Genomic DNA, 19,306 nt, shown 5'->3' with positions numbered 1-19,306 from the left:
CTCCCGAAACCGCTGCACGCTTTCGGGCGACATGCATTAGCCTCTACTCGCGAAAATCAGCCATAACAAGGATAAAGCCCTGCTATTGTTTTTCTCCAAGGCAAAGCCATATGCTGAAAAAACGATGAGAGGATATTGATGCGACGTTTTCTGGTTTCCAGCGGATGGATTTTTGCGACAAGCCTTGTGCTGGTTCTGGTATTTATTCCTTTCGACCCGCGTCTTTCGGAACGTGCCCAGGCCCTGCCTGGAACGATCGTATCCTTCAATCGCTCCATTACCGATTTCGGAACGTTCAGCTGGATGCTCTATTCCACGGGCGCTCTTGCCATCCTTGCCTATATTGCCGCGCGGGTCTTGCAGGCGCGCACCTATGCCGGGCGATTGAGAACGGCGTGGCGGCTTCTTGCCTATTTTTTCCTGACGATCGGTACCGCCAGCATTCTCGTCCATACGCTGAAATTCCTGATCGGGCGGGCGCGGCCAGAGCTTCTTCTGGAAATGGGCGCCTATAGCCTCACGCCTTTTACCGGCGATAATCTCTATGAAAGCTTTCCCTCCGGCCATTCAACCGCTGCCGGCGCCTTTTTCGGCGTCTTCGCGATGCTGATGCCGCGCTTCCGCTGGGTGTTCCTTCTGCTTGCGCTTGCCATCGGTGTTTCCCGCGTCATTGTTGGCGCGCATTATCCAAGCGACGTTGCCGCCGGGCTGCTGCTTGGCTTGTGGACTGCCATGGCCTTCGCCTTTATCTTCGCCCGGTCCGAAATGCTTTTTCGCTTCGATGCTCATGGTTGGCCGCAGCCGAAAAATGCAAACCTTCCGGCGGCGGATGCGCGATAGAGACGTGTGACGGGACTGAAACGGGGGAAGGTGATGGCAGAAGCGAAAATCTCACCGGAAAATGAAGGCAAGGCCGTTCAGCACATCCGCACCTCCGTCGCGGTTGCCGGTGGCGGGCCGGCCGGCCTGATGCTTGGCCTGCTGCTTGCCCGCAGCGGCGTCGATGTGACGGTGGTCGAGAAACACGGGGATTTCCTGCGTGATTTTCGCGGTGATACGATCCACCCTTCCACGCTTGAGTTGATGGAGCAGCTGGGTTTCATAGAGGAGTTCCTGAGGCTGCCACATACGCGTGCGCCACGGCTGAACGGGGTCATCGGCGGCGAGCGCGTCACCATTGCTGATTTTTCCCGGTTGCCGGTCCGGCATCGTTTCATTGCCTTCATGCCGCAATGGGATTTTCTCAATTTCATCGTCGGCAAGGCTGGGCAATACGAGAATTTCCGGCTGCTGATGAATGCGCCGGTAACGGGTCTGATCGAGCGCGACGGACGTGTCGGCGGTTTCACCGTCAATACACCGGAAGGCGTGATCGAAATCGAGGCCAATCTGGTGGTGGGAGCGGATGGCCGTAATTCCATCATCCGCGAAGCGGCGGGGCTGGAAGTGCAGCGTTTCGGCATTCCGACCGAAGTGCTGTGGATGCGTCTTTCAAGGCAGCCGGGGGATTCGACCGAAACCATGGGTCATGCTGGCTCGCGGCAGGGTTTCGTGATGATTAATCGTGGCGATTACTGGCAATGCGGTTACGTGGTGCGCAAGGGCTTCTTCGCGGACATAAAGCTTGAGGGACTTGAAGCCTTCCGGGACAGGGTTGCGGAAATCTGCCCTTTCCCACGCGAGAGGCTTGACGAAATCATGAGCTGGGACGACGTGCATCTCCTGACCGTTCGTATCGACCGGTTGAAGCGCTGGTGGAAACCGGGCCTCATCTGCATCGGCGATGCGGCCCACGCCATGTCGCCTGTTGGCGGTGTCGGCATCAATCTCGCTGTTCAGGACGCCGTGGCCGCAGCCAATGTCCTCGTGCCCGTGTTCTCGTCCGGCCGGGCTGTTACCGATGACGATCTCGCCGCAATCCAGAAACGTCGATCCTTCCCGACCAAGGCCACGCAGTTTCTGCAGCGGATGATGCGTATCGGTCGCAAGAAGGAGCAGGCGGATACGGGCACGGCGGAAAAGCCGAAAGGTCCGCCCGCCTTTGTGCTGGCGATCATGCGATTTCCGCTTTTTGCCCATCTGACGGGCCGGCTGGTGGGGCTTGGATTTCGTCGGGAAAAGATCGAGACCGTATGACGCCGCTCAGGCGGCGTCTTCGATCTCCCTGGCATATTTAAGACCGATAACGGCCGAGCCAATCAGCCCCGGCTCGATCCGGCAAATGGCGGGCACGACGAGCGGGCGGTTGAAGCGCCTGAGAATGCGGCTCCTGACGGCCTCGTCCAGAGCGCCCACAAGTTCCCTGGAATTCGAAAGCCCGCCGCCAACCGGCACGATGGTCGCGCCGGTAACGTTGATCACCATCGCCAGCGGGGAGGCGAGAATATCGATGAGAACATCGATGGTTCTGGCGGATTGCGCATCCCCCGCCTGCCAGGCGGCAATAATATCCTCGCTGGTCATATCCTGCCGGTGAAGATGCAGATGCAGCTTTTCCATGCCGCGGGCACTGCCGATAGCGTCGACGCAGCCGGTGAGGCCGCAGCCGCATTCGAAGCGCGGCAGCGAGACCGGCGGGTTGCCCGCCAATGTCGCGGCCACTGGGCCGTGGCCCCATTCGCCGGCAAAACCGCCATCGCTATTGATGAGCTTACCGTCGATCACCAGCCCGCCGCCGACGCCCGTTCCAAGGATGACGCCGAAGACGACGCGATGACCCTGTCCGGAGCCGATCTCCGATTCGGCGATCACGAAACAATCCGCGTCGTTCGAAACGATGACGGGAAGGTTGAGCGCCTTTTCGAGCTCGTCCTTCAAGACGGTACGGTGAATACTGGGAATATTGGCAACGGTGGCCTTGCCCGTTTCCGGATCGATGACGCCGGCAATCGACAGCGAGACGCAGCCGGGTGTGCCGCCGCTCTCGTCGATGACGGATTTCAGGCCGGCGGCGAAGTCTTCAAAACTGGTTTTCGGTGTCGGTATGCGCGGAACGGGGCGAATATCGTCCGGGGCATGGGCAATGGCGCCCTTGATGGTCGTTCCGCCGATATCGAAACAAACGATCATGGTTCACACTCCCGAACGCTTGGCATCATAGATTTTTTCTCCTGATATCCATGTCGAATGCATCTGGAGGTCGGGTGTCAGCATGACGAAATCAGCATCGAAACCAGGCAGAAGTTTACCCTTGCCGGAGGCGCCGATTGCCTGCGCCGGATAGGCTGAGGCCATTCTGAACGCCTCCTCCAGCGGTGTTTCCATCTTCTCATGCATGAAGCGGATGCAGGAGAGCATGTCGATATCCGCACCCGCAAGCGTACCGTCGGCCAGGGTCAATCGGCCGCCATTGCGATAGACCTGCCGGCCGTTCAGTTCGAAACCGTCGTCATCCGTGCCGATGGTGGACATGGCATCGGTGACGAGGAAAATGCGGGCCGGGCCGTTCTTGGCACGAAGCGCAATGCCGATTGCAGCCGGATCGACATGGAAACCATCGGCGATCAGCCCGCAATCCAGTCCACCGTTCGAAAGCGCGGCTCCGACCAGCCCTGGTTCGCGGTGGCCAAGAGGGCTCATCGCGTTGAAGAGATGGGTCACCATGGATGCGCCGGCTTCAGCATAGGCCGTCGCCACATCAAGGCCGGTATCGGTATGGCCGAGGCTGACGACGATGCCGGCGTCCCTGAGGGCCGCAACCTGTTCGGCCGTCACGTTTTCGGGGGCAATGGTTGTCAGCACGAAGGGAAGTTGCGCCTTGCAGCCGGTCAGGACTGCGAGGTCGGCCGTCTCCATCTTGCGGATCAGCGCCGGATCATGCGTGCCCTTGCGCGCAACGGAAAGATGCGGTCCCTCGAAATGCAGGCCTAGGAAACCGGGCACCTGCGCCTTGCTGGCGGCAATGCCCGCCTGCGCCGCTATGGCGGTCACGTCCGGCCGGTCGGTGATGAGCGTGACCATCAGCGCCGTGGTGCCGAATTGCGCATGAGCGGAACAGATGCGGGCAATGCCCGCCACATCCGGCTGGTTGTTGAACATGACGCCGCCGCCGCCATTGACCTGGAGGTCGATGAAGCCCGGCGCGATCAGCAGTCCATTCACATCGATTGTCTCGGCGTCGGCGGGTACGCTGTCCGAAATTGCGGCAACATGCCCGTCGCGGGTCAGAAGCACCTTGTCATCGTGCCACGTGACGCCGTCGAAAATGCGCGCGCCGATAAATGCCCTGATGCCGCTCATTGGGTTTCCGTGACCTTCTTCAACGCCACGGGCGCATCCGGGTTGAAGCCTCTTGCACGCGACAATTGCTCGATGAAACCGTAGAACGGCGCGATCAGCAGCAAGGCATCCGTCAGCGGATGGTTGGTTTCTACGAAGGGCAGCGGCTTGGCCGGGCTGCCCTTGGCGGAAGTGACGAAAACATTCGCGCCTTTTTGAGCGAGATTTGCGGCAATATCCGTGACGGAGGTTTCGGCGCGGTCGCGCGCGGCAAAGGCGATGACCGGAAATTTCGGTGCGACCAGCGAGACCGGGCCGTGCATGACTTCCGCCGAAGAATAGGCTTCCGCATGCAGCTCGCAGGTTTCCTTGCACTTCAACGCGGCTTCCGCGGCAATCGCAAGGGCGGGACCGCGACCCAGCATATAAAGCGATTCCTCGCCCTTCACCGCCTCAGCGATCTGGCTCCAGTCGAGTGCGATTGCTTTGGCGAAATTCTGCGGCAGGGCGCTGACGGCCTTGGCCAGAAGGCTGTCTTCCGTCCATTCGGCCAGGATCGCGAGGCCGGCAACGATGGAATTGACGAAGGACTTGGTCGCGGCAACCGCTTTTTCCGGTCCTGCCTGGATATCGATCGCCTGATTGGCCGCATCGCCAAGCGGAGAGGGCAGGGTGTTGACGAGGGAGAAGGTGAGTGCGCCGCCCTTGCGGGCGCTTTGTGCCAGGGCAACGATGTCAGGGCTTTTACCCGATTGCGACACAGCGAAGGCCGCCGCCCGTTCCAGCCGCAGTTTTGTCTGGTAGATGGAAGCGAGCGAGGGGCCGAGAGAGGCCACCGGAAGGCCGGTCTGCAATTCGATCGCATATTTCAGAAAATGTGCAGCGTGGTCGGAGGAGCCGCGCGCAATCGTGACGATAACCGCCGGATCGCGGGCCTTCAGCTGGCTGCCGGCCTCGTGGAAATCATTTTTCGCATTGTCCAGCAGACGGGCGACGGCATCGGGAATCTCGTTGATTTCCTGGCGCATCAGGGTTGTCATCGTTTTCTGTCCTTGGTCGGTGTGTTTATTCGGAGGTCATCGTCAGTTCGGCGACGAGGTCGTAGGCGTCGCTGCGATAAAGGGCGCGGGATATTTCCATGAGGCGTCCGCTTTCCAGATAGGCCATGCGCTGCACGGACAGCGCCGCCGAGCCCGGCGGAACGCCCAGCAGCAGGGTCTCCTCATCCGTCAGATTGCGGGCGGAGATGCGCTGAATGGCGCGGACGGGGCGAATGCCGTTTTTTTCGAGCTCCATATAGAGCGAGTTTTCCACCAATTGTGGGTCGGGCAGAATATCACCGGGCAGGCTCGTGACTTCGAGTGCGATCGGCTGGTCGTTGGCAAGGCGCAGTCGTGTCAACCTTGCAACCATGGCGGATTGGGACAGGCCGAGAGCCATCATCTCGTCACCGGTCGGATAAAACAGTCCCCTGTCCAGCCAGCGCGTGCTCGCGGCCATGCCGCGGCGGCGCATGTCCTCGGTAAACGAGGTCAGCTTGGTCAAGGGCTGCTGCATGCGGGTGATGGGCTTGACGACAAAGGTGCCCGAACCGTGCCTGCGCACCAGAAGCCCATCACGGACGAGATCGTCCACCGCCTTGCGCACGGTGACACGGCTGACGCAGGCGCTTTCGGCAATATCGCGCTCGGGCGGCAAGGCGTCGCCGTGTTTCAGGCGGCCGGCATTGATGGCATCTTCAATCGTCTGACGCAGTTTCAGGTAAAGCGGGCCGCCGCCTCCTGATTGCAGGTCGTCCAGATTAAGCGCTGCGCCGTTCATGCATAACCTCTGTCACAATCGATGTGGCGAATTTTCGCTATACCACACGCACCACAATCGGCAATACCAAAATAGAACCATTGGTGTATTTGTACGATAAATCGGTGTTTTTTTCGATATTTTGCCAAATAATAAGGCCATGTGCTTGATATTTTCGCATTAACCAAAAAAAATTTCCCACAACAGGAATTGCTCTAGACGATTGGCATTTTTTTGGTATTGTTTTTTACGTCGGTGGCCGCAGCGGTCTTGTTTCGCTTGCGCGTCAGCGGAAAAATCGATTTCCAGTCCTCAGCGGGATTTGCGAAATCGAATTTAGCTTGACCGTTGTGAAAATTAATTTCATCGTGGCAGGAAATTATCGCAGATATGTGAATAACCAGCACAGAAATGGTTGCTTCTGCGAAAATGAATTACGAATGAACAGGGAACAAAGTTCATGAAGGTGGGAATTATCGGACTCGGATTCCGTCTCGGTTATCTGGGCTACGTTTTTCATGAGATTGACAAGGACTTCGAGATCGTCGGTTACGTCGATCCCGCGCCGGCTGGTTTGCCGGGTCTCAAGGAAAAGGGCATTTCGGTTGGCAAGGCGTATGACAGCCCCGAGGCGCTGATCGCCGGCGAGAAATTCGACCTCTTGATGATCGGCTCGCCGAACCATATGCATCTTGAGCATATCCGCATCGGGCTTGAGGCCGGTTGCACCATCTTCTCCGAAAAGCCCATCGTCGTCAGCATCGAGGAAAGCCTCGAACTCGCCCGGTTGCTCAACAAGCATGGTCATGAGCGGCTGCTGGTGGGTCTGGTCCTGCGTTATTCGCCGCTTTACCGCGATCTGCGCGCGGCACAGGCTGAAGGCAAGCTGGGCGATGTCGTTTCCATCGAGGCTTCGGAACATATCCCGCCCTATCACGGCGCATTCTTCATGCGCGACTGGCGGCGTTACGAGAATTATTCCGGCTCCTTCATGCTGGAAAAATGCTGCCACGACCTCGATCTCTATAATGGTGTTGTCGGTGCGCGGCCGCGTTTCGTGTCGAGTTTCGGCGGACGCAAGAGCTTCACGCCTGCGAATGCCCCGCAAAATGACGGTATCAACGACATGGAGGTCTACCATCGCAAGCCAAGCGGCTGGATGGGCTCGGAAAAGGTCTTCGACAGCGACGGCGACATCATCGATTATCAGACGGCGATCGTCGAATATGAGAACGGCGCGTCGCTTGCCTTCCATACCAATCTCAACGTTCCCGATGATTTCCGCCGTTTCTGCGTCATCGGCGCCAAAGGCATGGCGGAGGGCGATTTCGTGCGCGGTTTCCTGAACGTGCACAATGCCCGGACCAACGAAAAGACTGTCGCCAAGACCTATTCGGCGGCGACTGCGCTCTCCCAGCATTACGGTGCGGATGAGCAGATGGCCGAGGACGTGATCGACCATATCGTCAAGGGCACGCCGCTGCCGGTTTCCGCACTTGATGCCATCGAGGCCGGTATTCTGGCGCTTGCCATGGATGAGGCGCGCCACGGCCGCAAGGTGGTGGATCTCAAGCCGGTGTGGGAGGAATACGATCTGGCGCTTCATGGGCAGCCGAAGACGCCTGCGGCGAAATCGGCTTAAGGGGGCGCGGCGATGGATGCGAAACGCAGCGCGGTCGTCTTTGCCTGGCTTCTTCTTTTGCCGGCACTTCTATACATCACGGTTATCGTTGCTTATCCGCTCGTCGATACCTTCATCCTGTCCTTTACCGATGCGTCGCTCAGAAAAACGACGAATTGGGTAGGCTTCATCAACTACGACAAGATCTTCAACGCGACTTTTGCCGATGTCATCACGCGGACCTTCATCTGGACGTTCTTTTCCGTCTCGATAAAGATGATCATCGGCACATTTGGCGCAGTGCTTCTGAACTCTGCCGTTCCGGGCCGCGCGCTGTTTCGCATCCTGACCATGCCGCCATGGATCGTGCCGATGGCTATCGGCATCTTCATGTGGGGCTGGATGTATAACGGCCAGTTCGGCATGATTTCCGGCGTGCTGCAGAACCTTGGCCTTGTGAATGGTCCGGTCGCTTTCCTCGCCTATGGCAATACGGCCTTCTGGGCGACCATCATCACCGATGTGTGGATCGGCGTGCCGATGGTGACGCTCTATCTGCTGGCCGCCATTCAGGCCATTCCGCAGGACCTCTATGAGGCGGCCTGGACGGATGGGGCAAGCCGCGCCTACCGCTTCCGCCGCATCACGCTGCCGCTGATGCTGCCCGCCATGATCACCATGTCGATGATCTCGCTGATTTCGACCTTCAATTCCTTCGACATCATCTGGATCCTGACGCAGGGCGGTCCGACCGGCCAGACGACGACCATGATCATCGACACGTACAAGACGGCGATCGGCTCTTACAAATACGGTGAGGGTGCCGCCCGCGCCGTGCTGATCTGCATCTTCCTGTCGATCTTCACCTATTTCTACTTCCGCATCACCAGCCGTATCTCGCAGGAGGCCAGCCGATGACCGACAAGAATGCGATGATCAACCGCTACAGGTGGTATGAAATGGTCGGGATCTATTGCGGCATCGCCGTGTTCCTGACCTTCGTCCTGGCGCCTTTCGTGGAAGGGTTTCTGGTTTCGCTGAAACCGCTCAGCCTGCTGTTTTCCTCGCCGTATAAATTCTGGCCGGAGAACGGTTCCTTCGAGGCCTATCGGACCATGTGGGTCAGCGTTCCCGGCTTTGCCCGCTACGTCTTCAACTCCTTCTTCATTTCGACGATCTCGACGATCATCGTTCTGCTTCTGGTGGTGCCGGCCTCCTATGCTTTTGCCCGGTTCCAGTTTCGCGGTCGCGGACAATTGCTCGGCGCGTTTCTGGCGATCAACATGTTCTCCGGCGCGGTGCTGCTGATCCCGCTTTACCGATTGATGCGCAATATGGGCGTGCTGAACACTTATTTCGCGATGATCATTCCCGGTGCAGCTTTCCTGATCCCCACCGCCATCTGGCTTTTGCGGACCTACATGCTGCGTATTCCGCGTGAGCTGGAGGAAGCGGCCTATGTGGATGGTGCGAGCTATTTCTATACCTTCCGCCGGGTGATCTTGCCGCTTGCGATGCCTGGCATCGCGGTCGTCTCCATCACCACCTTCATCGGCGCCTATGCCCAGCAGTTCATCTTCGCGCTTACCTTCAATTCCAAGACCGAATATATGCCGCTGCCCATTGGTCTGTTCGCTTATTTCGGTCGTCAGGAAGTCATCTGGAATGAGTTGATGGCAGCCAGCTTCGTCGGCATTGCGCCGGCCATGGTCGTCATCTTCTTCATGCAACGATATCTCGTCAGCGGTCTGACCGCCGGCGCGGTGAAATAATCAACAATCGGAACGACCACCAGAAAATGGGAGACTACCTATGGCACTGAAACATTACGGATTGGCGCTTTGCGCTGTCGCATTTGCCGGTTCCACTGCCCTTGGCACGGTGACGGCGCATGCCGCCGACAAGGAGATCAGCTGGATCTATTGCGGCGACAAGATGGACCCCATCCATGAGAAGTATATCAAGGAATGGGAAGGCAAGAATGCCGGCTTCAAGGTCGTGCCTGAAGTCGTCGGCTGGGCGCAGTGCCAGGACAAGGCAACCACGCTCGCTGCCGCCGGCACCCCGGTCGCCATGGCCTATGTCGGTTCGCGCACGCTGAAGCAGTTCGCGCAGAACGATCTCATCGTTCCGGTGCCGATGACGGAAGACGAAAAGAAGACCTATTACCCGAACATTGTCGACACGGTCACCTTCGAGGATACGCAGTGGGGCGTGCCGGTCGCTTTCTCGACCAAGGCGCTTTACTGGAACAAGGACCTGTTCAAGCAGGCCGGTCTCGACCCGGAAACACCGCCGAAGACCTGGGCTGAAGAAATCGCCTTCGCCAAGCAGATCAAGGAAAAGACCGGCATCGCCGGTTACGGCCTGCCGGCCAAGACCTTCGACAACACCATGCACCAGTTCATGCACTGGGTTTACACCAATAACGGCAAGGTTATCGATGGTGACAAGATCACCGTCGACAGCCCGCAGGTTGTCGCGGCTCTTAAGGCCTATAAGGACATCACGCCTTATTCCGTCGAAGGTCCGACCGCCTATGAGCAGAACGAAATCCGCGCCATCTTCCTCGATGGCAAGGTTGGCATGATCCAGGCCGGTTCGGGTGCCGCAACCCGTCTGCAGGAAACCAAGATCAACTGGGGCATCGCGACCCTGCCGCTCGGCCCTGAAGCCAAGGGTCCCGGCACGCTGCTCATCACCGACAGCCTCGCGATCTTCAAGGGAACGGGCGTGGAAGAAAAGGCGACCGAATTCGCCAAGTTCATCACCTCGCCCGGCCCGCAGGGCGAATACGAGTTGCAGGGCGGCGCTGGCCTCACCCCGCTTCGTCCGTCGCCGAAGGTTGATGAATTCATCGCCAAGGACCCCTTCTGGAAGCCGCTGATCGACGGTATCGCCTATGGTGGTCCCGAGCCGCTCTTCACCGACTACAAGGGCTTTCAGGACACGATGATCGAGATGGTGCAGTCTGTCGTTACCGGCAAGGCTACGCCGGAGGATGCCGCGAAGAAGGCCTCGTCCGCTCTCGAGCAGTATAAGTAATCCACATTGACAAGGTTGCGGGCGAAGGCCGCCCGCAACCGGCATATTTCGCCGCGGGAATGCCTGCCGCCATTATGGCCGCTCCGTCCCGTGTTTTTTAACGGTTCCGATCCGACACGGTTTATTCCATGTTGCGGAACGTCTCTGAACGCAGCCTGATGTCGGCTGGTGACGGGAGAGGCAAGTTTTGGGTCAGCTTTATCTCAATAACGTCCGCAAGAACTATGGACATTTCGAAGTCATCAAGGGCGTTCAGCTCGACATCAGGGATGGCGAGTTCGTCGTTTTTGTCGGCCCCTCGGGATGCGGCAAATCCACATTGCTGCGCATGATCGCCGGCCTTGAGGATATTACCGCCGGCGACGTCGTCATTAACGGCGTGAAGGTCAATGAATTGCCGCCGGTCAAACGCGGCATCGCCATGGTCTTCCAGTCCTATGCGCTCTATCCGCATATGACGGTTTTCGAAAACATCGCTTTTCCGCTGCGCGTCGAAAAGATGGAAGAAAGCAAGATCAAGGAGAAGGTCGAGGGGGTTGCCAAGATCCTGCAACTCGACCAGCGCCTGCAGCAGCGCCCCGGCATGTTGTCCGGTGGCCAGCGCCAGCGCGTTGCGATCGGTCGCGCCATTGTTCGCGAGCCGAAGATATTCCTGTTTGACGAGCCGCTTTCCAACCTCGATGCGGCACTTCGGTCCGATATGCGTATCGAGCTCACCAATCTTCACCGGACGCTGCAGGCGACGATGATCTATGTGACGCACGATCAGGTGGAGGCCATGACCATGGCCGACCGCATCGTTGTGCTGAATGCCGGTGAAATCGCCCAGGTCGGGGCGCCGCTGGAGCTTTATCATAAGCCGGCGAATCTCTTCGTTGCCGGGTTTATCGGCAACCCAAAAATGAACTTCCTGAAGGTCACCTGCAAATCCGCCAGCGCCGATGGGGTGACCGTTGAATATGAGGGGCAGACGATCACCGTGCCGGTGGAGCCGCGTGCCGGCCTGGAAGGCAAGCAGCTGACGCTTGGCATCCGTCCGGAACATACCGGTCTTGAAATGGCTGACCTCAATGTGAAGGTTGCACCGAGCGTCATCGAGCGGCTGGGGGTGAATACGATCGCCTATGGCGTTGCCCCAACGGGCGAGAACTATTGCGCGCTGCTTTCCGGCTCCGCGCCGGTTGTCGTCGACGAGCCTATCGTGACCGGCATCAAGGCGTCGGATTGCCATCTGTTTGATGAGAGCGGTATCGCGCTGGAACGGCGTGTCGATCTTTCAGTCCTCAAGCTGATACAATAAAGGGCAGGAACCGGGCCATGAAATCTGTATTGCCATGCCCGGTTTTTCCTGACGCGATCCATTCTCGACGGTTTTCTTTCGCCTTTTCCGGACGAAAAAATAACGCCGGGCTTTCGGCCCGGCGCTCGAATATTTCTCGCAAAAGCGTTGGATCAAGGCATCGAGTTGGGCATGTAGCCGGTGAAACCGCTGATTTTCCAGCGGCCCTCATGCAGCCGGCAATAATAGAGCGTCTGCCATTTCATGACGTCGAAGCTGCCATCGGCCTTGCGAAGCCCGCCATCGAACTTCTTGCGGACCAGCGCTGTTTCACCCTCCACTTCGATTTCTTCCAATGTGGTGGTCGCGAAGATCGCACCCCGCGGGTCTTCGGCGAAGTGCTGGGTTTGGAAATCCTGCGCCTGTCGCAGCCATTCATCGCGATAGGCCACGAGCGACGGGAAGGACAGACGCCAGTTGTCCGGGTTCGCATCCCGGTTGGCATTGATACCGAGGAAGCCCTCTTCGACGAAATCATCCGCGACCTTCGACCAGTCGGCGGCGAGGAACGCGTCGATATCCCGCGTCACCAGCATCTCCCATATGGAATGGCGGGCGACGTCTGTTTCGGGAAAGGGGTTTTTAAAGGGATCGCGCATGATCTGGGTCCATTGTTGAAATTATTTTCAGGATTCGGAAATTTCGCTGGCGAATATTGTTCGCATATGCTCATCTTGCAATCAACAGAGAAAATAATTTTCAAATCAAAGGTGTCCGCCGTGTCGTCAACGGGACGAAGCATGATCGATTCATGGGTATGTACAGTTGACGGGCGTCTCGGATTAGAGTGCATCGGTAACGGGGCCAAGCCTTAAGTTTTGGCGGAACGGAGACCGGTGAGCATGGATATTTTCGCAAGGATTCAGGAAGACAAGGGGCAGTTCTCGCAATCGGAGCGGCGGATCGCCGAGATTCTGGTTTCGGACTTCGAATTCGCCGTCAATGCGTCGATCATCGAGCTGGCCGCGCGTGCAGAAGTTTCCCCGCCAACGGTGACGCGCTTCTGCCGCCGTCTGGGCTGCCAGAGCTTTTCGGATTTTAAGGTCAGCCTTGCCAAGACCGCCTATGTGGGTATTCGCTATCTCACTTCGGAGCCCACCAGCACCGGTCCGTCGGATGTCGCCGAGGAGGTGCTTGCCAAGGCGCAGGAGGCACTTTTCCTGCTGCACAAGACGCTTGATCCCGCCCTTGCCGGTGAAGCGGCGATCAAGATCGCCAATAGTGGCATGATCTACGCCTTCGGTGCGGGCGGGAACTCCTCGATGATCGCGTCGGAAATCCAGAACCGGCTGTTTCGCCTGGGCCTGCGTGTTTCGACAAGCGCCGACCACAGCATGCAATTGATGATGACGGCTGCCGCCCGGAAGGAAGACGTCATCATCGGCTCCTCTTTTTCCGGCCGCAACATGGAGCTGGTAAAATGCTTCAGGCTGGCACGGGAAATGGGAGTGGCCACCATTGCGCTGACCCAGAGCGACACGCCCGTCGCCATGGCGGCCGATATGGTGGTGGCCGTCAACGTACCTGAGGGAAACAATATCTTCCGTCCGACCTCATCGCGTTACGCCTATCTGGCCGCCGTCGATATTCTGGCGACCCTTGCTGCCTATCACCATCGGCAAAGGTCGATGGTGACCCTGCGTCACATCAAGCAGCAACTCGTGGAACATCGCGACCCGGATGACCGGCAATTGCTGGGTGACTGAAAGCGGGATGGGAAAAGTGTGAGCGGTTTACCTGAAATTCCGCTTTGGAACTGGTCGGAAAGCTTTAAAGGAGTGGCATGAGATGCAGGACAGGAAAGACCGGGTCGCCGTCGTAACGGGGGCGGCAGGTGACATAGGCCGGGCAATTGCCGTGGCGCTTTCTGAAAGCCATGAAAAGGTGGTGTTGGTTGATATCGATGCCGACGCCCTTTCCACTGCGCTTTCCCTGCTTTCCGGTTCCGCCTTCGTTCCGAAAACCTGCGATGTGACCGATCCGCAGGACCTTGCAAGGCTGGCCCTGGAGGTCGCGGAGTTGGGTGATGTCGCGACCCTGGTCAACAATGCGGGCGCTGCAAGAGCGGTCAGCCTGCACGACACGACCGCCGAGATATGGCGCAAGGACAATGCCCTTAATCTGGAAGCGCCGTTTCTCTGCTTCAGGGCTTTCGAAGAGGCGCTGAAGCGGACGCAGGGATCTGTCATCAATATCACCTCCGTCAACGGCATGTCGGTGTTCGGCCATCCGGCCTATAGCGCCGCGAAGGCGGGGCTGATCCATCTGACGAAGCTGATCGCCGTCGAATACGGTAAATTCGGCATCCGTTCCAATGCCGTTGCGCCGGGAACCGTGCGCACGCAGGCATGGGAGGCGCGGGCGGCGGTCAATCCTCAGGTTTTTGAGGAAGCCAAGCACTGGTATCCATTGCAGCGCATCGTGCGGCCAGAAGATGTGGCCAATGCCGTCGCCTTTCTGGCCGGGCCGCAGGCGGCCTCCATCAGCGGCGTGTGCCTGCCGGTGGACTGCGGGCTGACGGCGGGGCAGGCGCCGCTTGCCCGTACTTTCTCGCAATCCGAACACTACTGACCGAAACCCTCTTCCGGGTTCACTGCGCAATAAAGGGGAGCATTATGGCGCTCGCACATTATCGTCTTGAAAATTCATGGCATCCGCTCGCAGAGTCCGCATCCGGCGGCTTTACGTTCACGCTGGTCAATCTTTCCCGCGAGCCGCTGAAGGACTTTCGCATCGTCTACACATCCCTCACCCGGACGGTGGACAAGCCGGTTTGCGGCAATGCCGTTTATCTGCGCCGCAATGCCAATTTCCACGAATTTGCGCCGCCGCCCGGTTTCGTGCTCGAGGCCGGTAAATCCTGGCGTTTCACCGTCGATGGCTTGCTGAGGCCAGCCCGCCATCGCACGGATGGTGCGAAATCCGCTTATATCAGCCTTGCCGACGGCACGCATCGTGCGGTCGATGTCGGTGACCTGATGCTGGATGGGCGTCACAGCGAGCCAGCACCGGTTCTGCTTCCCGAAGGGAAGCTCGACCTGCCTTTCGCCATCCAGCCCTGGCCTGCTGAAATCGATGCCGAACCGGGCGAGGGCTTTCCCGTCGCGCTTTACCCGGCGGATAATGCGAAGGCTGAGGAAGTACTTGCGGTGGAAACCGTGCTTTCGCTGTTCCGCAGGCTTTTTGCCGTGGGACACGTGCCTTTCAGCCTTGCGCCCGTTCATGAGGGAAAACCGCTTCGTTTCAAACAGCATAGCGGGCTGGAAGCGGAAGGTTATCGCCTGTCTTTCTCGGATGAGGCCGTCGTCGTGGAATATTCGGCCGCTGCCGGCCTGCAATATGGCCTGACGGTTCTGGCGCAATTGCTGCATGGTGCGCGTGTCGATCCCAAATTCCGTTTCCCGGCTTCCGGCAGCATCGGCGATGCGCCGCGTTATAGCTGGCGCGGCTGCCATCTGGATGTCTCGCGGCAATTCTATCCGACTGGCGATGTCGTACGGCTTATCGATATCCTCGCATGGCTGCGCATGAACCGGTTCCATTGGCACTTGACCGATGACGAGGCGTGGCGGCTTGAAATCAAGGCCTATCCGCTGCTGACCACCGTCGGCGCGACACGCGGGCCGGATGGGCCGCTTCTGCCGCAGCTCGGCAACGGCGCCGAACCGGTGTCCGGTTATTACAGCCAGGAGGATGTACGCAAGGTCGTTGCACATGCGGCGGCTTTGAACGTCGAAATCGTTCCGGAGGTTGATATACCCGGCCACAGCACGGCGGCTCTCGTCGCCTATCCGGATCTGACGGACGGGCAGGAAGCGCCGGACAGCTACCGTTCGGTACAGGGCTATCCCAACAATGCGCTCAACCCGGCCATCGAGCCGACCTACGAGTTCCTCGGCAAGATATTCGACGAGATGGTGGAGTTGTTCCCCTCGCGGCTGATCCACATCGGTGGCGACGAGGTTGCGGATGGTTCCTGGCTTGCCTCGCCGCTTGCCAAAACGTTGATGGAAAAGGAAGGGCTCGACGGTACCTTCGGCATCCAGTCCTATTTCATGAAGCGCATCCAGGGGATGCTGCATGAGCGTGGCCGCCAGCTTGCCGGCTGGGACGAGGTTTCGCATGGCGGCGGTGTGGATCCGGCGGGAACATTGCTGATGGCATGGCAGAAGCCGGAAGTTGGCCTTGAGCTTGCAAAGCAGGGTTATGACGTGGTGATGACGCCCGGACAGGCCTATTATCTCGACATGGTGCAGGATGAAGCCTGGCAGGAGCCCGGTGCAAGCTGGGCCGGCACCGTTCCGCCTTCGCACACCTATGCCTATGAGGCGGTTGGCGATTTTCCAGAGGAGTTGAAGGAACGGATGAAGGGCGTTCAGGCCTGCATCTGGTCCGAACATTTCCTCAACCGCGCTTATTTCAACCATCTGGTTTTCCCAAGACTGCCGGCCATCGCAGAGGCGGCATGGACGCCGAAAGCGCAGAAAGACTGGCTGAGGTTTTCCGCCATCGTTCCCCTCAATCCGGTTTATTGAGGAGAAGGCGTGATGCGTATTGCCGTTGGTGGTATTCATACCGAATGCAGCACCTACTCGCCGGTGCTGATGCGCCAGGAGGACTTTCGCGTTTTTCGCGGCGCGGAGCTGCTGGAAGCCGAGTATTTCAACTTTCTCGGCGGGAGCGGGGCGGAAGTATTGCCACTTCTGCATGCGCGGGCGGTGCCGGGCGGCCCCGTGTCGCGTGTGGCCTATGAGGCGTTCAAGGCGGAGTTTCTCGAACGTTTGAGAGCCTCGTTGCCGCTTGACGGGCTTTATCTCGCGATGCACGGCGCGATGAATGTCGAAGGCATGGACGATGCCGAGGGGGACTGGATTTCCAGCGCCCGCGCCGTGGTCGGGCCGGATGTGATTATTTCTGCGAGCTACGACCTGCATGGCAATGTTAGCCAGACGATCATCGATCAGCTCGATATTTTCGCCGGCTACCGAACCGCGCCGCATATCGATGTGCGCGAGACGATGGTGCGGGCGTGGACGATGCTGCTTAAGGCGCTGAAGACGGGCGAGAAGCCTGGTGTGGCCTGGGCGAAAATCCCCATTCTGCTGCCGGGTGAAAAGACATCCACGGAAGATGAACCCACAAAAAGCCTCTATGCCGTTCTGCCGGATCATGATGCCCGGCCCGGCATATGGGATGCGAATTTCATGATCGGCTATGTCTGGGCCGACGAACCAAGGGCGACGTCCTGTGCGGTGGTGACGGGGACAGACAGGGAGGCCGCGCAGGCGGTTGCCAGTGAGATCGCGCAATCCTACTGGAATGCCCGGCAGGATTTCCGTTTCGGGCCGGTGACTGAGCCGCTCGACGCCATTCTCGATATTGCGGCAAAAACGACCACCGGTCCGATCATTCTCGCGGATTCGGGCGACAATCCGACCGGCGGCGGGGTGGGCGATCGCGCCGATGTTCTGGCGGCGCTGATTGCGCGCAACTGGCAGGGCGCGTTGCTGGGCGGCATCACCGACGGGCCAGCGGTCGAAGCCTGTTTTGCGGCGGGCGAGGATGCGACGCTTTCCCTGAAAATCGGCGGCAGTCTCGATCCCGAGAGCCCATCCGTCACCGCCGAAGCCAGGGTCCTGAAACTGGACGATCCAGGTGCTACGGATCAGCGGCAGGCGGTGGTCGGCATCGGTGGCATTACCGTTATTCTGGCCGCCAGGCGCAGGCCCTATCACATGATTTCGGATTTCACCCGTTTGGGCTTCGATCTGAAGACGGTGAGGCTGCTGGTCGTCAAGTCAGGTTATCTTTCGCCGGAGCTTGCGCCGATCGCCAATCCCAATCTGATGGCGCTGACGGAGGGGGTTATCAATCAGGATATCGAAAATCTTCCCAATCGCCGCCGGGACGGCGATTTTTACCCATGGAAGCCGCATTTCGACTATATCCCGAAACCCATCCTTTCTGCCCGCTGGCGATGACGGCGGTTCGATAGGTTTTATCAAGCGATCCGGCGATGCCGGATCATCTCAGGCGAATATCCATGCCGTCGGCTCTTTCCATCGTTATCAATAATCCGTCGATCCGCATCGGGGCGCTCGCTATTCTGTTTTTCGGGTTTTCGAATGCAGCCACCGCTCCCTATCAGGCGGTTATCGGCATTCGTGAAATCGGGCTCAGCAACACCGTCTATTCCCTGCTGATGCTGTTTGCCGCCGTCATCAATGTCAGCGCCAGCGTGCTGATGGGCATCGTCGCCGACAGGCTGGGCGAATATCGCAAGCCCATGCTGTTCATCGCGCTCTTCGGTGTCAGCGGCTATATGCTGGTCTATCTGGTTGGCAACGCCACGGCTTTCGTGAGCGCCAAGCTCGTTCTTCTGCCGATCTTCGGGGCGATGAATTCGCTGATTTTCGCGCATGTGCGTGCCGATGCCCGCAATCTTTCCACGGGCGACATGATCGCCGTGAATTCGATCATGCGGGCAACGATTTCTCTCTCCTGGGTATTGGTGCCGGGCATCGTCGGTATCTTTCTGGTGAATTCCGGCAATATGCTGCTGGCTTTCCTTTTCTCGGGTATTTGTGCGCTTATCTGCTTTCTGCTCGTGGCCTTTTGCCTCCCGCGCGCCGCCACGCCGGCGACCGTGAACACCGAGGCGCGGTTCGGTTTCCGCGCTTCGCTTGCGGAAGTCGGGTCTCGGCGGGTGCTGCTACGGATCATCGCCATAGCCCTGATCTGCTCAATGCTGCATCTCAATGATTCCATACGTTCGCTGATCATAACGGGTCAGGCGCAGGGCACGGTCGCGGATATCGGCATCGTGGCGGGCATCGTCGCGGCGCTGGAAATCGTTTTCATTCTCCTGTGGGGCTGGATCGAGAAAAAGGTGCCGCAAACGCTGACGCTGGCGGCGGGAGCGGTGCTTTATGCCATTTATCTCATCCTGCAGGGCCTCGCTTCCGCGCCATGGCACATTTACGCACAAACCGTCATCAGCGCGCTGGGCGCGGCGGCCATCATCAGTATCCCGATTACCTATCTGCAGGAGCTGATCGCGGATCGGCCGGGGCTTGGAAGCTCGCTGATCGCCGTCAATATCTTCCTTGGTGCCGGCCTGGGTGCGCTGATTTTCGCCCTGGGCACATTTGTCACAAGCTATTCGGGAACCTCCATTCTGGGAGCAGTTGTGGGTCTCGGCGGCGTTTACATGCTCTATGCGCTTGATGGGACGGGTCGCCGCAGGTAGAGCGTCGGGCCGAAAAGTGTGGGCGGCTTTCGGA

17 protein-coding genes are annotated in these 19,306 nt (G+C 58.8%); 12 read left to right on the top strand and 5 right to left on the bottom strand.

Going from position 1 to position 19,306, the window contains the following annotated elements; translation table 11 throughout:
- The first annotated feature begins 138 nt into the window (after positions 1–138).
- Together FY152_11370 and FY152_11365 are read left to right on the top strand one after the other, a co-directional pair.
- Positions 139–840 (top strand): phosphatase PAP2 family protein, encoded by a 702-nt coding sequence (locus FY152_11370; protein ID UXS32662.1) that lies wholly within the window; start codon positions 139–141, stop codon positions 838–840.
- Positions 841–873: 33 nt separating this feature from the next.
- The gene (locus tag FY152_11365) at positions 874–2,136 is read left to right on the top strand and encodes an FAD-dependent oxidoreductase (GenBank protein ID UXS32661.1); all 1,263 of its coding nucleotides are present in this window, start codon (positions 874–876) and stop codon (positions 2,134–2,136) included.
- A gap of 6 nt (positions 2,137–2,142) precedes the next feature.
- Here the strand turns inward: FY152_11365 and FY152_11360 are convergent, their stop codons facing one another.
- The 4 genes from FY152_11360 to FY152_11345 are packed head-to-tail and all read right to left on the bottom strand — an operon-like array spanning position 2,143 to position 6,039.
- Entirely contained in the window at positions 2,143–3,069 is a 927-nt protein-coding gene (locus tag FY152_11360; GenBank protein UXS32660.1) for an ROK family protein, read from the bottom strand.
- Between the two features lie 3 nt (positions 3,070–3,072).
- Positions 3,073–4,239 (bottom strand): N-acetylglucosamine-6-phosphate deacetylase, encoded by a 1,167-nt coding sequence (nagA, locus tag FY152_11355; protein ID UXS32659.1) that lies wholly within the window; start codon positions 4,237–4,239, stop codon positions 3,073–3,075.
- On the bottom strand, positions 4,236–5,258 hold the full coding sequence (locus tag FY152_11350) for an SIS domain-containing protein (GenBank protein ID UXS32658.1): 1,023 nt from the start codon (positions 5,256–5,258) through the stop codon (positions 4,236–4,238). The genes nagA and FY152_11350 overlap by 4 nt, the downstream gene beginning before the upstream one ends.
- A 25-nt stretch (positions 5,259–5,283) precedes the next feature.
- Complete coding sequence (locus FY152_11345; protein UXS32657.1) at positions 5,284–6,039, bottom strand: GntR family transcriptional regulator; 756 nt, start codon at positions 6,037–6,039, stop codon at positions 5,284–5,286.
- Positions 6,040–6,478: 439 nt separating this feature from the next.
- Here FY152_11345 and FY152_11340 point away from each other — a divergent pair, with 439 nt between their 5' ends.
- From FY152_11340 to ugpC, 5 genes are all read left to right on the top strand, one after another.
- Positions 6,479–7,660 (top strand): Gfo/Idh/MocA family oxidoreductase, encoded by a 1,182-nt coding sequence (locus tag FY152_11340; GenBank protein ID UXS32656.1) that lies wholly within the window; start codon positions 6,479–6,481, stop codon positions 7,658–7,660.
- A 12-nt stretch (positions 7,661–7,672) separates the two neighbouring features.
- On the top strand, positions 7,673–8,557 hold the full coding sequence (locus FY152_11335; GenBank protein UXS32655.1) for a sugar ABC transporter permease: 885 nt from the start codon (positions 7,673–7,675) through the stop codon (positions 8,555–8,557).
- Complete coding sequence (locus FY152_11330; protein UXS32654.1) at positions 8,554–9,411, top strand: carbohydrate ABC transporter permease; 858 nt, start codon at positions 8,554–8,556, stop codon at positions 9,409–9,411. Before FY152_11335 ends, FY152_11330 begins: the two co-directional genes overlap by 4 nt.
- Positions 9,412–9,451: 40 nt before the next feature.
- On the top strand, positions 9,452–10,684 hold the full coding sequence (locus tag FY152_11325) for an ABC transporter substrate-binding protein (GenBank protein ID UXS32653.1): 1,233 nt from the start codon (positions 9,452–9,454) through the stop codon (positions 10,682–10,684).
- Positions 10,685–10,871: 187 nt separating this feature from the next.
- On the top strand, positions 10,872–11,984 hold the full coding sequence (ugpC, locus tag FY152_11320) for a sn-glycerol-3-phosphate ABC transporter ATP-binding protein UgpC (GenBank protein UXS32652.1): 1,113 nt from the start codon (positions 10,872–10,874) through the stop codon (positions 11,982–11,984).
- Between the two features lie 152 nt (positions 11,985–12,136).
- On the opposite strand, the gene FY152_11315 is transcribed toward ugpC, so the two are convergent.
- Positions 12,137–12,622, bottom strand: coding sequence for a hypothetical protein (locus FY152_11315; GenBank protein ID UXS32651.1), 486 nt, complete (start codon positions 12,620–12,622; stop codon positions 12,137–12,139).
- A gap of 243 nt (positions 12,623–12,865) precedes the next feature.
- Here FY152_11315 and FY152_11310 point away from each other — a divergent pair, with 243 nt between their 5' ends.
- The 5 genes from FY152_11310 to FY152_11290 all read left to right on the top strand — a co-directional run bounded on the left by FY152_11310 (position 12,866) and on the right by FY152_11290 (position 19,272).
- On the top strand, positions 12,866–13,729 hold the full coding sequence (locus FY152_11310; protein UXS32650.1) for a MurR/RpiR family transcriptional regulator: 864 nt from the start codon (positions 12,866–12,868) through the stop codon (positions 13,727–13,729).
- An 82-nt stretch (positions 13,730–13,811) separates the two neighbouring features.
- Positions 13,812–14,594, top strand: coding sequence for an SDR family oxidoreductase (locus FY152_11305; GenBank protein ID UXS32649.1), 783 nt, complete (start codon positions 13,812–13,814; stop codon positions 14,592–14,594).
- 44 nt (positions 14,595–14,638) lie between these two features.
- Positions 14,639–16,558 carry a beta-N-acetylhexosaminidase gene (locus FY152_11300; GenBank protein UXS32648.1) on the top strand — a complete coding sequence of 640 codons (1,920 nt, stop codon included), beginning with the start codon at positions 14,639–14,641 and terminating at the stop codon, positions 16,556–16,558.
- Between the two features lie 12 nt (positions 16,559–16,570).
- Entirely contained in the window at positions 16,571–18,004 is a 1,434-nt protein-coding gene (locus tag FY152_11295; protein ID UXS32647.1) for a M81 family metallopeptidase, read from the top strand.
- A gap of 62 nt (positions 18,005–18,066) precedes the next feature.
- A complete protein-coding gene (locus FY152_11290; protein ID UXS32646.1) occupies positions 18,067–19,272 on the top strand; it encodes an MFS transporter in 1,206 nt (401 codons plus the stop codon).
- The last annotated feature ends 34 nt before the right edge of the window (positions 19,273–19,306 follow it).

The sequence above is a fragment of the Agrobacterium tumefaciens genome, assembly GCA_025560025.1.
Classification (GTDB): Bacteria; Pseudomonadota; Alphaproteobacteria; order Rhizobiales; family Rhizobiaceae; genus Agrobacterium.
This window is presented reverse-complemented; position numbering and strand designations above follow the sequence as displayed.